At 38.3% G+C, this 14,206-nt stretch carries 18 protein-coding genes; 3 read left to right on the top strand and 15 right to left on the bottom strand.

The window, feature by feature from the left end; all coding sequences use genetic code 11:
- The first annotated feature begins 312 nt into the window (after window positions 1-312).
- On the top strand, window positions 313-969 hold the full coding sequence (locus BK585_RS14240; RefSeq protein ID WP_078554189.1) for a reverse transcriptase-like protein: 657 nt from the start codon (window positions 313-315) through the stop codon (window positions 967-969).
- A gap of 135 nt (window positions 970-1,104) precedes the next feature.
- Here BK585_RS14240 and BK585_RS14245 read toward each other — a convergent pair whose 3' ends face one another.
- The 10 genes from BK585_RS14245 to BK585_RS14290 form a co-directional block, all read right to left on the bottom strand.
- Window positions 1,105-2,100 carry an HD-GYP domain-containing protein gene (locus BK585_RS14245; protein WP_078554191.1) on the bottom strand — a complete coding sequence of 332 codons (996 nt, stop codon included), beginning with the start codon at window positions 2,098-2,100 and terminating at the stop codon, window positions 1,105-1,107.
- A 25-nt stretch (window positions 2,101-2,125) separates the two neighbouring features.
- On the bottom strand, window positions 2,126-2,983 hold the full coding sequence (locus BK585_RS14250) for a PHP domain-containing protein (RefSeq protein WP_078554193.1): 858 nt from the start codon (window positions 2,981-2,983) through the stop codon (window positions 2,126-2,128).
- Window positions 2,984-3,025: 42 nt separating this feature from the next.
- Entirely contained in the window at window positions 3,026-3,550 is a 525-nt protein-coding gene (locus BK585_RS14255) for a DUF4352 domain-containing protein (protein ID WP_078554195.1), read from the bottom strand.
- Window positions 3,551-3,778: 228 nt separating this feature from the next.
- Window positions 3,779-4,606, bottom strand: a complete 828-nt coding sequence (gene nadE, locus BK585_RS14260; protein ID WP_245805837.1) for an ammonia-dependent NAD(+) synthetase — start codon at window positions 4,604-4,606, stop codon at window positions 3,779-3,781.
- A 27-nt stretch (window positions 4,607-4,633) separates the two neighbouring features.
- A complete protein-coding gene (locus BK585_RS14265) occupies window positions 4,634-4,945 on the bottom strand; it encodes a hypothetical protein (protein ID WP_078554199.1) in 312 nt (103 codons plus the stop codon).
- Window positions 4,946-5,074: 129 nt separating this feature from the next.
- A complete protein-coding gene (locus BK585_RS14270) occupies window positions 5,075-5,500 on the bottom strand; it encodes an acyl-CoA thioesterase (RefSeq protein ID WP_078554201.1) in 426 nt (141 codons plus the stop codon).
- Between the two features lie 14 nt (window positions 5,501-5,514).
- Window positions 5,515-7,851 carry an AAA family ATPase gene (locus BK585_RS14275; protein ID WP_078554203.1) on the bottom strand — a complete coding sequence of 779 codons (2,337 nt, stop codon included), beginning with the start codon at window positions 7,849-7,851 and terminating at the stop codon, window positions 5,515-5,517.
- Entirely contained in the window at window positions 7,835-8,794 is a 960-nt protein-coding gene (locus BK585_RS14280) for a DMT family transporter (RefSeq protein WP_245805838.1), read from the bottom strand. Before BK585_RS14280 ends, BK585_RS14275 begins: the two co-directional genes overlap by 17 nt.
- A gap of 87 nt (window positions 8,795-8,881) precedes the next feature.
- Window positions 8,882-9,934, bottom strand: a complete 1,053-nt coding sequence (locus tag BK585_RS14285; protein WP_078554205.1) for a copper resistance D family protein — start codon at window positions 9,932-9,934, stop codon at window positions 8,882-8,884.
- Window positions 9,931-10,533 (bottom strand): copper resistance CopC family protein, encoded by a 603-nt coding sequence (locus BK585_RS14290; protein ID WP_170885597.1) that lies wholly within the window; start codon window positions 10,531-10,533, stop codon window positions 9,931-9,933. The genes BK585_RS14285 and BK585_RS14290 overlap by 4 nt, the downstream gene beginning before the upstream one ends.
- 160 nt (window positions 10,534-10,693) lie before the next feature.
- On the opposite strand from BK585_RS14290, the gene BK585_RS14295 reads away from it, so the two are divergent.
- The gene (locus BK585_RS14295; RefSeq protein ID WP_078554209.1) at window positions 10,694-11,323 is read left to right on the top strand and encodes a TVP38/TMEM64 family protein; all 630 of its coding nucleotides are present in this window, start codon (window positions 10,694-10,696) and stop codon (window positions 11,321-11,323) included.
- A 235-nt stretch (window positions 11,324-11,558) separates the two neighbouring features.
- Here BK585_RS14295 and BK585_RS14300 read toward each other — a convergent pair whose 3' ends face one another.
- The 5 genes from BK585_RS14300 to BK585_RS24080 form a co-directional block, all read right to left on the bottom strand.
- Window positions 11,559-12,074 carry a VanZ family protein gene (locus tag BK585_RS14300; RefSeq protein ID WP_078554211.1) on the bottom strand — a complete coding sequence of 172 codons (516 nt, stop codon included), beginning with the start codon at window positions 12,072-12,074 and terminating at the stop codon, window positions 11,559-11,561.
- Window positions 12,075-12,374: 300 nt separating this feature from the next.
- Window positions 12,375-12,515, bottom strand: a complete 141-nt coding sequence (locus tag BK585_RS14310) for an acid-soluble spore protein N (protein WP_078554215.1) — start codon at window positions 12,513-12,515, stop codon at window positions 12,375-12,377.
- Window positions 12,516-12,584: 69 nt separating this feature from the next.
- Window positions 12,585-12,716: an FbpB family small basic protein gene (locus BK585_RS14315; RefSeq protein WP_078554217.1), complete on the bottom strand. Its 132-nt coding sequence runs from the start codon at window positions 12,714-12,716 to the stop codon at window positions 12,585-12,587.
- Between the two features lie 76 nt (window positions 12,717-12,792).
- Window positions 12,793-13,500: a DUF421 domain-containing protein gene (locus tag BK585_RS14320; RefSeq protein ID WP_078554219.1), complete on the bottom strand. Its 708-nt coding sequence runs from the start codon at window positions 13,498-13,500 to the stop codon at window positions 12,793-12,795.
- 89 nt (window positions 13,501-13,589) lie between these two features.
- Entirely contained in the window at window positions 13,590-13,727 is a 138-nt protein-coding gene (locus BK585_RS24080; RefSeq protein ID WP_170885598.1) for a hypothetical protein, read from the bottom strand.
- A 108-nt stretch (window positions 13,728-13,835) separates the two neighbouring features.
- On the opposite strand from BK585_RS24080, the gene BK585_RS14325 reads away from it, so the two are divergent.
- Window positions 13,836-14,183 carry a protein YmzB gene (locus BK585_RS14325; protein ID WP_078554224.1) on the top strand — a complete coding sequence of 116 codons (348 nt, stop codon included), beginning with the start codon at window positions 13,836-13,838 and terminating at the stop codon, window positions 14,181-14,183.
- Window positions 14,184-14,206: the final 23 nt, after the last annotated feature.

Below are 14,206 nucleotides of genomic sequence, written 5' to 3' on the forward strand. Positions count from 1 at the left end.
CCACTTCAATATTTCTATGCCCACACTTCACATTACCAACGGTCCCTTTAGTTTGTCTTTTTTCTATAAGGGTAAAATATAGTAAAGTGAACATTATATAAATAACAAGTTACGAAAGGATGGTCGTGATGATCGCAAAAATGATAAGAAAATTCATCTTACTATTTCTTGCAAAACAAGCTATGCGCTTCTTGAACCAATGGTTGCAAAAAAGAGGTCAAATGCGCTAGAACTTTACCCTTTTAATTAAATAAATTATCATGAAATGAAAAAATTCGCAATTTATTTATTTTTTACTTGGAGGGGTATGTATTGAACGTTACAATTAAATGGGATTATCTCCCTGTTAAAGGGAAAGAACCGTTGTTATTTGAATCAAAACCGATTCCTGTTACTACCGTGATACCCATTGTAAATGATATCGAAAAAACAGGAAGAGTTAAAGAGTTATTATTTGTAGATGAACAAGGAAGCGAATGGTCAAAAAAAGAAATTCTTAAATACTTAAAAGGTGTAGAGGACGAGCCTCACAACATTACACTTACATTTGATGGTGGCTTCGAGCACACATCAAATAAAGCAGGCCTTGGAATTACCATTCATTTCACCCAAAACAAAACAGAGTTTCGTATCCGCAAAAACCAATGTATTGAGGGGATTCAATCTAATAACGAAGCGGAGTATGCAGCGCTTTGGTTTGGGATCCAAGAGCTTGAGAACCTAGGGGCACATCATATTCCAGTGACGATTCAAGGTGATTCATTAGTTGTCATTAACCAATTAACCGAAGAATGGCCTTGTTATGAAGAAGAGTTATTGAGCTGGATTGAGCGAATTGAAAAAAAAGTTGCTGACCTTGGATTTCAAGTCAACTATTCAAGCCTCTCTCGAAAAAATAATAAAGAAGCAGACCATCTAGCCTCACAGGCTTTGCAAGGTACTGAAATATCAAGTCAAATTGCACTATAACTCGAGGGCACTGTAAAAGTTCGGTACTGAACTTTTTACAGTGGCTTCCTATTTATAAAGCGGCCTAGGAAAAATTCATCCTAGGCTTCGCTCATGATTCGGATGATGAAAAGGTAAAGTACGACGACCTTTTCATCATCCTTTTATTTGGGCTTCGGTTAGTTCTTCGGTTATAACAATAGTTGGATTGTCTTCTAGTGAGATTTCTTTTTCTGTTTCTGCTATTTTGACGACTGGGCGGTGCAGGTGATTTTCGATCCTCATGACGATCGCTGCTTCTCCAGTGCTTAAGCGTACTAGGGTTCCTGGAAGATAAGAAGGAACGCCTTTGAATAGAGCATCGATAACTTGGTGCGAATAACTTTTATCTATGGTAGTCATCAATCTTTCAATGGCTTCATACGTACTGATTTCCTGTTTAGAAATCATATTCTCAAACTCGTTTGCGATACTGCACACTTGAGCAAATTCAATAAATTCACTTCCCTTAAGTTTTCTAGGAAAGCCTTCCCCGTTCACTTTTTCATGATGCTGATACGCAATATGTGCAGAGAGCAAGTTGATTTCACGAGCCGTTCGTAAAATTTCAAATCCCTTTTCAGGATGTTCTTGCTCTTTATTTGTTACTGCTTTACCAATGTCATGAAGCAAACATCCTATTACTAAATCTCGTTGTTTCGAATCTGTATATTTTAATATTTTCCCAATTTGAAGAGCAATCAATGCAACATTTACACTATGAGCAAATGGCTGAAGCTCTTTCGCGACAGACGTAGATGGGATCAGCAGCACCGCTTTTCTTCTCTTTACCTCATTCAACAGTTTAGCTGCTGTTTGCTGAAGCTCACGTACAGGAAGTAATTTTCTTGCTTTTGCATGTTCATAACAATCTTTTACGGTTTGTGATGCATCCATCCATGTAGGCATGTCGACCATTTCGTCAAGGGTAATTCCTGACGACATCACGTCCTCAACGAGTAGAAACGTGACTCCAATTGCTTTTAATTTTGTTAAATATTTGGGATGGATACGATTCCCTGCAGCTAGTAACACTCTTCCTTGCGAATCATACACCGGTTTTGCTAATTCCATCGATTTTTCATGGTATTGATCTATTTGAATTAATCGCATTCGTTGCCACCCTTTTCTCGTTGTCTTATCTTTGTTGAAGTTGATCTATTAGTTCAATTGCTAATGAAGTTTGTAAACGGGTAACTCCTAAAGGTTCACGGTTTCTACCATAATCTTCATGATGGAAATCCGACCCGCCCGTTTTCAATAATTGTCTGCCATATTTAGATTCCCACTCTGCTGTGAGATGTTCATAATGGGCAACAACATCTTCTGGATGGTCTCGATGATAGATTTCAATCCCGTCTAGTTGTTTTGTTTGTACCAATTCTTCAATTATCTCATCTAAGTCATAATAAACGGGATGTGCAACGACAGCAAGTCCCCCTGTCCGATGAATCCATTCAATGGCTTCTTCTGGGGACATTTCTTTTTCCTTTGAAACATAACAAGGTTTTCCTTCAGCCAAATATAGTTCAAATGCTTCGGCTATATCTCTAACATGCCCCTTTTTGACCAATGCTTTTGCAACGTGTGGTCGACCAATGCTCCCACCATCAACAAACTCCAACACATCAGCAGCTTCTAACTCAATTCCTACTTTTTTTAATTTAGATAAAATGACATCTAGTCGCTTTCGCCGTTGTTCTCGTTGCAATTCTAGCATGTCTAATAAAGATTGGTCCTGCCAGTCAATCCCGTAGCCTAATATATGAACACTTTTGCCCGATACTTTTGTAGAGAATTCAATTCCAGGAATAACCGTCATTCCTAAGGCTTGTCCAGCTTGAATCGCCTCTTTCACACCATTTACAGTATCATGGTCTGTTAACGAAACATGGGTTAGACCATTATCATGACACTTTTTCATAAGTTCAGACGGAGTATATCCTCCGTCTGAAGCCGTGGAATGCATATGTAAATCTGCATTTTTTTCAACCATCGTTACGTTCCTCCTCTTCCTAATTCAAGGATTGCATATTTCCTATTCCCCTGTATTGACCTCAATATCCCATATCACTTGACCCGTTCGCAGATGATCCGTATACACTAGTTCATATTTTTGTTGGGTCGGGACTAAAAAGGCAACCTCACCTCGAACCGTTCTCCCTGAACTAATTTGCCCACCAAGAATTCCCTTTGTTTCGATTTGAAGAGTATGTTCATACGCATAGCCTTCCTCATCAGCTAACGTTAATTTATGTAAGGTAAATTCATGCATGTTAGACCTTTGATTTTCAATTGATATATCCACTATTACATACTGAGATTCATTGCTTCCTTCAACCTGCTCGACACGGACACCATTTACTGTCAGTGCTAGCTGGTTAAGTACCACTTCATCCCCGATAGTATAACTTGTTCCAGGTTCTGCTTCAGCTTGAACAGGTTTGTCATTTACTTCTTTTCCTTCTTTGCTAAAAGAAACTCCCCCATTAATTGTGTAATAAGCCATTCCTGCAACAACAATTAATAATACAACTAATATCATTACCTTTTGACGTATCATTCTTTATTCTCCCTCACTCTAATTGTTTCATAACCATAGTAAGAATATGAATGGAATAAGGAAATCATTCGTATAATCGGCTCTTAGATAGGTAATTATAACACGATTTTTATAAAAGATAATAACGAAGTCGAAAAAAAAGTTTTGAATTCAAACAAAAAGAAAAAGACAGAGACAAAAGGTTGTGATTTTCCTTTTGTCCCTGCCTTGTATGAGATGTTTTGTTCCTTACTTCTTCCACCAATGGTCATACAATGTAACAGGTGGCTGTCGTTTATGCTCTGTTTGCGTATAGCGTTCTTCTATTTTCGCACGCTTTTCCTCATGCAAATCTTTTCCCTCTAGAAACGCATCTAACTCCTGATATGTTAACCCTAATGCCACCTCATCTGGAAGCCCTGGTTGGTTATCCTCTAAATCTGCAGTTGGAGCCTTTGTGTATAAGTGTTGAGGGCAACCAAGTTCTTGCAATAGCAATTTACCTTGCCCTTTATTGAGCCCAAAGATTGGAGCAATGTCACAGGCTCCATCTCCATGCTTTGTAAAAAATCCTGTGATGGCTTCTGCTGCATGGTCTGTTCCAACAACTAAGCACCCATAATGAGCCCCTAAGTCATATTGGGCCTTCATACGTTCGCGAGCCTTCGTATTTCCTTTATTAAAGTCAGATAACGTTTCACCCGTCGCCTGTTCAAAAGCTTGAATAGAGGCATCAACTGCAGCTTTAATATTTACTGTAATTCGTTTGTCTGGTTGTATAAAATCAAGTGCATCCTGCGCATCCGCCTCATCACGCTGTTCACCATACGGAAGCCTTACTGCATAAAACGTATATGAAGAGTCTGTCTCATGATTAAGCTCCGTAATCGCTAATTGACATAGCTTTCCTGTCAGTGTAGAATCTTGTCCACCTGAAATGCCTAGGACATATCCTTTTGCGCCTGTCTGTTTCAAATAGTCTTTTAAGAAGTCCACTCGGTTACGAATTTCTTGTTTGGGGTCAATCTCTTGTTCCACTTGAAGTGCTTCAATGATTTCTCTTTGTAGTGAAGACACACTCATTCCTCCATTCCTAACATTACGTCAAAGCGAGAGCCATACCTTTCGCTTTTTTCGCTTTTTATCTGTTTGAAGTAGTCTCATTCGTTGCAATAAATCTTGGTCTTTTTCTTTAACCTCTTCTACTCCTTGATTGTTTCCTGATGGTGAAAAAACATTCCCTTTTCTGGAATTCCCTTCACGTTCTTGAAAAACTTCTTTCATCACCATCTCGTCTAATGTTTGCAGGGCAAGGGCACGTATTGATGGATTATCTGAGCTCATTTGTCGAACAATATGAGCTATTTTCCGCTGCTGTAATTCATCAGTAACAATGGTTTTCGTTGCCGTCTTCAAGATAGACTCTCCTCTCTTATACCTTTTTTTTCGGCGTTTGTCAGTGTTACTGTATGATTTCCTTACAAATTTAAAAAATCCTGCAACGTTTTACTCGATTTGTGGGAATGATAAGATATATTCGTTTTTTTACTCGCAAGTTTTCTTTTCTCGCTCATAAATGGCATGCCAATCAGGCAATTGCTTTCGAATTGAGATCGGTTTAAAGTTTTCCTTTTTCACACAGACGTGAGAGCTTGTCCCTGTGACACAAATCTTTCCTTGCTCGTTGACGATTTCATAGCCATATACAATTCGCAGACCATCATAGTGTTCAATCCACGTCGTAATCGTCACCTCTTCTCCGTAAACAGCTGGGTATTTATACTGTAACGAAATTTCTGTAACAGGTGATAAAATCCCCATTTCCTCTAAATCTGCATAGTTGAATCCAATATCACGGATGAATTGTGTTCTCCCTAATTCACACCAAATCACGTAACTACCGTGATGAACAATTCCCATTTGGTCCGTTTCTGCATACCTTACTTCAATTTTTTTGCTAGATGTTTTCATGTTCTCCCCCTGGTTTATTCATTTAACAACATAAAGTCCATTTCAGTTAATCTTGTCAAATCTGTATTGGTGAGTTCCTGTTGTTTTTCAATGATTCGTTTTGCATGATTTTGAATTGCATTGTCTATCGCATCGATCGCAAACCGTCCATTTCCATGAACCTTTTTCGCTTCTAACACCTGTTTAAGCTTATTGGTCAAGCCCGCATCTAGTTCATAACCATACTGAGAAGCATGCTGTTTCATGATGTCTACTAACTGCTCTGCATGATAGTCTGGAAACAGGAAATGCTTTTTAAAACGAGATTGCAGACCAGGATTTTGAGAGAGTAGAAAGTCAATTTCAGTAGGATAACCTGCTAAAACAACAACTAAGTTCTCATCATGCTTTGTCATTTCTTCAACGAGAGTATCAATCGCTTCACGACCAAAATCTTTTGTTCCTCCACTAGCCAAAGCATAAGCTTCATCTATAAAGAGAACTCCACCTAGTGCTTCTCTTATTTTTTGTTTTGTTTTTATGGCGGTTTGACCAATATAGCCTGCGACTAAATCGGAACGACCTGTTACAATCAGATGACCCCTTTTTAACAAACCGATTTCTTTTAATATTTCAGCAAAAAGAGAGGCCACTGTCGTTTTTCCAGTACCAGGATTTCCTGTAAACACAGAATGCAGCTGAATCGGAACGGTTGGTAATCCTTTTTCTAGTCGAAGCTGTTGAACTTTTACAAAAGCGGCTAATTGCTGTACTTCTTTTTTTACCTCTTCTAGACCGATGAGTTGTTCGAGTCGATCTAACGCCATCTGTTCGCTCTTTTTCTCTTCTATCTTTTTCACATCATCATCGGTTAATATCGCAACATCTTGATAGTCCAATGGTTCTGCTAAATCAAGCTTTGACCCTTTTTGAAAAATCGCATCTTGAACGATGTTTTCCACAGTCCTTGCATTGCCAAACGTTTCATCCACTTGTTCTTTTTCTATCCGTTTAACTAATTCCTGCTTTCCTGAATTTGAAAAGAAGAAATCATTTTCTATTGCGATTTTTTCAGCGATTGCTGTTAATTCAGATAAGGTATAGTTCGGTAAGCCGATGATGTTTTGTTCCGGGAACCGACTTCGAAGACCTGGATTAGACATCATAAACTGCCGCATTTCCTCAGGATAACCAGCTAAGATAACCGCAAATTTGCCAGCGTACTCACTGTTTGTCATCGCTGCGACAAGGGTATCAATTGCTGTTTGTCCATAATCGTTCCCTGCAGCATTTTCTCGTTTTAATGCATAGGCTTCATCAATAAAGAGAACTCCACCAAGTGCTCTTTCAATATAATTCATCGTATTTTCTTCTGTTTGACCGACAAATCCACCTACCAAATGAGATCGATTGACCTCAACAACTTCTTCTTTTTCTAGCATTCCTAACTCTTTATAGATTTTAGCCAACGTCCGAGCGAGTAACGTTTTGCCTGTCCCCGGATTTCCTGTGATAATCATATTTAAATTGACACCATTTTGAAGGTGAAATCCTTTTTCCTTACGAATCTGTTGATATTGTAAAAAGTTATATAGCGCCTCGACCCGCTTTTTCACATCATCGAGTCCAATCAGCTTGTACAACTCTTCTAACGCAGAGGACTGATGTTGCGTTTCATCTCCGGTAGCTACTAACTCTTCCCATTTCCTCTTCAGCTGTTCAACCGTTTGAATGACAGAGCGAATTTCATGGAGCTGAGTCGCCGAGTAGTAAATGCCCGTCATTGAATCTTTATAGGCCTCCGTTGACTTCGTTACCTTAAGCATTTCTGTTTCAATTTCCTGAAGTAAGTCTTGAAGTCTCTTGACAATGTCCTTGTATAAATCGTCTTTTAGTATAGTAGCGTATTCATCAGCCTGCTTTAACTGCTCTCTACAAGTTGGAATTCTCTTAAAAAACTGTTCAGCTAGATTGACATAATCTTGTGCTAGCTTTCTTTTTGCAGAACCATGGTCTGTTTCTCTAATTTGAGGGAATTCATCAGGTAAATAACTAGTACGGCATTGTTCAAGAATGATCATAAGCTTGACCCAATACGTAAGAGGACTTTGTTGCTCCTCTTTAGAAGCAAGGGAAAGCCAACGCTCAGTAACATCGTCTACAATACTTACTCTTTGAAATCGGGAGTAGGCAAGAAGACTATAGAGCGTAGACTGTAGTAATTGTTTCTCCTCTTCCTCAATAGGAGTATTCATGTCAATTTCTGCTAACATACGTAGGGCTTCTGCATCATCTCTGAACGAATTCGGTTCTTTTTCCCACGCTGCTACTTTTCTTTTAACGTAAGTTACATAATCAGTTTGCTCTAACATGTGGTTCATCACCTACAATTCCTTTTGGTCCATCAGAATTCTTCTTTTTCGCATTTCCAAAATAACTTCCAATCGTAACGCCACTACATACCAATATCGCTCCAAGGATGTGGGCAAACGTAAACGTTTCTCCTAAAAATATAATAGCCATGATGACAGCAGAGACAGGCATCAAATTAATAAAGATTGATGCCTTTGCTGCGCCAATTACTTTTATTCCTTGATAATACATAATAAACGAAATGACCGTTACAAATATACTCATATGAGCAATTGCACCCCATGCTCCTATGGTCGCTTGTTGTACATCGTTCCAAGACGTCTCCGCTAAAGCAAAAGGAAACAAAAATAACGTTCCGAATGCGACAGCATAGGTAGTGGCTACAAGTGAGCTATACTGACGTAAAACAACTCTTCCTAGGACACTATAAAGCGCCCAACTAATCACAGCCCCTACTAATATAAAATCAATGGGAGCAAAGCCTAGTTTTAACATCGCGACAATATGACCTTCAGAAATGATAATAACTGCTCCTAGTAACGCGATAATCATGCCAATGACATGACTTTTTGTAATTTTTTCTTTTAAAAACAGTCCTGCTAAAATGGTAATTAGAACGGGATTGGCAGCAATAAATAGTGAACTTTTTATCACCGGTGCATGCTTACTCGCTAAAAAGAAACAAATATTATAAATGGCAATCCCAGTTAAACCTAATAACCCAAATAGCAACCATTCTTTTTTTGTCGGTTTCATTCTATTTCTTTCGGTTACCCACATAATTGGAAATAACAACACCATGGCACCAAAAAAACGCAAAAACGCAACAGTGGTCGGTTCGAAGCTAACTACAGCGATTTTTCCAGCAAGAAATGCACTTCCCCACGTCGTTGTAGCTGCTCCGACCATAATGTAAATGAGCCAATTTTTCTTGTTCTCCAACTCTTGTTCCTTCTCTCTATTTCTTCATGATACCTTCTCTTTTTTTTATTTTACCATTTTTCACGAAAGTTCTTGTATTTAAAACTCTCAATTTACACTCCCCATTAAGGCGATATAACCAAACAGGACAAAACATAACGTAAGGAAAACCGACAACCAATAGCCTTTTTGTAGACGAATAACAACAAATAAATACGCGAGTGTAGTAACCGCAAGACTACCAAACAAAAGACCTATAGGCTGAAAAGCCAATGTTAATGGGAGTGACACTACTCCTTTTATTAGCAAGAAAAGAGAGGACGGGTCGTTTGATTCTATCGTATGTTCCACAACATGGGGTGGCACTTGCTCAATCATAATTGAGGTGATAAACAAAATAACTAGCGCAATCCCACTCTCAATCGCAAACGACCTCTTAGGTGATTTGCCCTGCTCAACTCTCTTTTTTAAGAAGAACCCATGAACAACACCAAACATCAATAGAGGAATAAAGACTAAATGCTTTAATAGTAACAGTTGACCATAAGGCAAAACCCACGAATTGACATATTCAGGTGTCACAGTCCTCATCATGAATAAACCTGAGCCAACTAGAACAGCCACTGAAATAATAGCTAATGGGGAAAACCACGAGATAAACCACGACCAAGGAAAATGCTTCGTCGCAAATACCGTTACAAACAATGTACCAATCCAAAATGCAATGGCCAACAAATGAAGCATATTCGCCATATATCCTGCAACAGGAGATAAAGCGGCACTATGACTCGTTAGCCCAATTACAAAAAACAACACGACCATGAGAGCCAATGAAAATCCAGGGTGAACTTTCCGAATGCTCGCAATGATTAACAACGCTCCAAGAGCAATAACCGCTAACCATACGTTGCCGACCCGATACGATAATAAAACGGTTTGATACGTACTCCAAAAAGGAGCATTAAAATCATTTACAATATAAAAAGTGTGAGTCAGTACTGGAATAAAGGTAACAACGATAATCGTTAAAATCGCCCATCGAATCCAGGATGCTTTTATGGAATGAATCGGTTCTTCTCTTTTCATGACCGTTTCTACGATATAATACCCGAGTACAAAGGTAGCGAGCGGAAAAAGGATAAGATTACTGACTATAATCATTTTTTCCTCCTTTGAAATTGAACAATCAAAAAGACGATGAGTACGACAACTATTATCATAAAGAAGATCGGCATAAAAGAACTGCTTGTAGAAGCCTCTTCTTCTTCAACAACTTCACTTTGTTCTTGGTCATCTGTTTGTTCTTCAATTTCTTCTGTCACTTCAATCTCTTCTGCAGCCTCTTCGGTTTCATCGACGTCTACCATTACTTCTTCGCTAGGTTCTTCTTCCGGTTCTGGTGGAGGCTCCACCCCTGTCACTTCAAATGAAAATTCACCTTCTGTAACATGCCCATCTACGGCCACCGCTTTCCAAGTTACCACATACTCCCCATTACCTAATGGTTCAAGGAAGGAAGCTATATATTGTGGGGAATCTACTTCTTCGGAGTCCAATTCAATGACCTCTCCATCCTCACTCTTAACTTCGATGGTTGTATGTTCTTCAATCCCTCCGGTAAAAAACAACTCAATTTCTCCGACACCACCATCTACCACATCCCCGTCTCCAGGAATGGATGAATCGACGTAGGAATGACCAAATGCTTGTTGAGGAACCAGGAACAGCAACAGCAACACAAAAAAACAACTCTTTTTCACATAGAAAACCTCCATAATCGTATTCTTTTAACCATATTAGCAATGATAACAAGAAAGACCTCTAGGAGGCAAAGTATTATCGGAAAATTACAAAAATTAAATAGCTTTAATATAAAAGAGCGGACGAGTATAATAAACATGTGCATAGGAGGAAAGTGTCATGAAAAGAAAGATTTATATTCCAGTGATAACCGCTCTAATCATAGCAGCGATATATATGTATGGAGAGCAACTGCTCTTGTGGATGCAGCTGTATGCGAGCCAATATATTGTCTTAACGGCAATTATCGCTACTTTATTTGCGCTATTTCCGATTATTCCATATCCGCTCATTGGCGGCATTCTTGGAGCAACCTTTGGTCCTGTTCTCGGCGCTTTATTAACATGGATTGGGTCATCAGCTGCTTCGATTGTCATGTTTATTGTTGTTCGCTATGGGTACCAGGATTGGGGAAATAAAATCATTAAAAGATATGAGGCGATTGACAAAATCACTACCTTGTTTGAGAGAAATGCATTTATCACCATTTTCTTTGCAAGACTGATTCCTGTCATTCCATCAATCATCGTAAACATCTATTCTGCCTTAAGTCGAGTTTCATTTGTAAGTTATGCAATTGCCTCCTCTTTAGGAAAGGTACCCGCTATGATCCTTTTTGCTGTCGTTGGAAATTCGTTTGTCACCAATAGGCAAGACATCCTATACTTCGGGCTTTTCTATCTAATATTCTTACTTGTAGTCCTTTTGGGGTACCACCTTTGGAAAAAGCAAATTGAAGAAAAAGCATAAAATGAAATTTAGAGAAGGGCCATAAAAACGAGGGTACTGAAAAAGTTCGGTTTTAACTTTTACAGTGCCCTCGATGCAATGTGCGTAACCGTTGCTTTTTTTATAAGCCTGCTACGAGTGGGTTTCTAGTAGCAGGTGGGCAACGAGTGGAGCCATTGCAACCGTAATCAAAGGCATAAAAAAAGTTGGTTTGTACTTTTTCAGTGGCCTCCCTAAAATCAGGCCCTTTATCCTCTTATTTTATTGATACAGAAACGCGTTTTTTCATGACTTTCACAAGAAAGAATGCCCCAATCCATGCACCCACCGTATTCAAAATCACATCATCAATATTAGACACTCGGTATGTAAATAAAAACTGACTAGCTTCTATAGTTATTGAAAAGACCATGGCTAATAATGAAACTTTAACTATGGACTGACTCAATTTTTTACTGGCTAATGGTAAAAGTAAACCAAATGGAACAAACAATACAATGTTTCCTATCAATATCCGAATCGGGTCCATAATATCTTTACTAAACACAGAAATTCTATAAATGCTTCGAAATGGAATAAGATTATAATTACGTCCGCCTGGTCCAGCAGCACCTAGTGATGCCCCGTAATTCCAAGCCAATAAGGTTACATATAAAACAGATAATATATAAATAATGAAGATAACAGTTGCGAATCTTTTTAATTTAAGATCATTTACGTTTGATTTAATTGAAAACACGCCCTTGTGATAAAAATCGTATGTAGTTACCATTATTAAGGCTAACGTCTATTTAGACAAGTGTTTTTTTTCCTGAATTTTAGAGGAATTCTTACGTTTTTCCATCAATTTCAACACATTCTCCTTCGGGTCCCAACAGTTGAATTGATGCTTCGCTTTTGTGTTATATCCTAATCTCTTACAGAGTGTATTTATCTTCCCGTGCTCTTTAGTAACTAAATAGTGCTTACATGTAGCACAACAATGGAATTCGTCCATAGATGCTCCCCCCATGCTTCTTGTATCTCCATCATACAAGTTTTATCAAAGAAAAAAACTAAGAACATATTGTTCTTAGCCCTTTGGAGGTACATAATCCGGATGCTCGTTTCCTTTTGTATTCATTTTCTTTCCATTGTTTGAATTTGATTTACGAGGCTGCGTACCTAAATGATCTGGACGAAATCTTGCGTGATTCTGATTTGTCTTCTTCATTGGTATTCCCCCCTTCCATAGTATTAGAATAACCCATGGAAGAGGATTCATTCGAGGTACAAATTGTTATTAGCTTGATTTTTCAGTGATTTTTTCTTCCCACCGTTGTTCAATTTTATCAAGGGCATCTTTATCATTGAGTAACTGCTGTTTATTTTGTTCGATTAGTTCCTCAAATGTTAATTTTCTGATTTTTCTCACGTAAATCCACTCCTAGATTTTTTACCTATTCTAACATCTTAGGAGTGAAAATATACCTATTTTGTGAGATCTTATATCAAGCTTCTTTTCCACTTGCGTATATTTGTCCATTCTCATCACACGTTAATAAAAATACATCAGTGTAATTCCGAAATCCCTTTTCACGGATTTGCTCATCTAACCATTGAAGCGTTCCAAACCTTTCTACATTTGCTCGTATAATTCGTCCATCTAAAATAAGAACAGATGGGTACCCTTTCGAAGGTGGATCTTTCATCATATCATCAGGAGTTAGCGGGTCATATTTACTCTTTTTAATTACGCTAATTTGCCCATTGGGTTCTAAAATCGCATAATCGACTTCGGTTAAATCTCCTGCATCCTTTAATCGAAGATCCATTAATAAAGACTCTACGGTAATCATAGCTTTTCTAAGTTGCTTAGTAAGAATTTGACCTTTTTCAATAATGATGATTGGTTCTTCTTCAATGACGCGACGGAACCTTGGGGTTTTAAGGGCGACATAGGAAAGACCTAAGTGCAACCCACCTATTAAGGTAGCTGCCGCCAATGGTCCACCCAATGGCATGTCCCCACCAGAAAGTGGTTCCCCTACAATATCACCTATAATAACACCGAATATAAAATCAATCGGGTTAATCGCTACCATAGAGCGTTGCCCTAGTAATTTGATTAGAATAAAGATATAAATATATACTATGAATGCTCGAATGAGAAAGCCATACACGGGTAAGTCTTCTGCACCTGTCCAAAAATCAAACAACAGTCCACATTCCCTTCTATAAAAAATAGTAACCCAAGACACCGCTTGGGTTATATAGTGCTGCTTTTACTTTTTAGAACTAATTATTTTTAGTCGTGTGAATTCATTTTCTCTGCCTCGACTTCGGCATAGTTAGCAAAGTCAGTATCAGGGCTATTTTTCTTTCCCTGTTTTTTAGCATTGTTATTTCGGTTAGCATTTGCATTGCCCTTCTTTGTTTTTCCCACTATTAGCCACCCTCTCTAATAACATTTTTATTTATTTTTAAACAACAGTCATAGTTTGGCTAATATTGATAAAAATATTTATGAAAAGAATTTGAGGGGGCATTTGCAATGACCAAAAAAACGAATGAAGGCATTGAAACAATTCTTGACACGTTAGAAGATTGGAAAGGCTCGAACATTTCCATTCAAAAACAGGAAAGAAAGGACATTGATAACAATCAAATGAAGCTAGAAGATGTAGAAATCGTAAAACAATTAAATGATATAGATGATTACGTTGACCCCTATACGATTGAATTAAAGGGACGTGGAACTGTTTTAAATACTGGCGGAACTCAACCCCTGCCACTGCAAAGCTACGAGCTCCCGATTAAACAGCTTGTTTCATTTGAGGCATCAAAGGAATTTTTAACGATTAAGACGGACCGTGCGACATATGTAATTAAAAATAAGTAATTGAAGAACCGCTCAAGTTGGGT

It is taken from the genome of Bacillus alkalicellulosilyticus (genome assembly GCF_002019795.1).
Taxonomy (GTDB): domain Bacteria; phylum Bacillota; class Bacilli; order Bacillales; family Bacillaceae_F; genus Bacillus_AO; species Bacillus_AO alkalicellulosilyticum.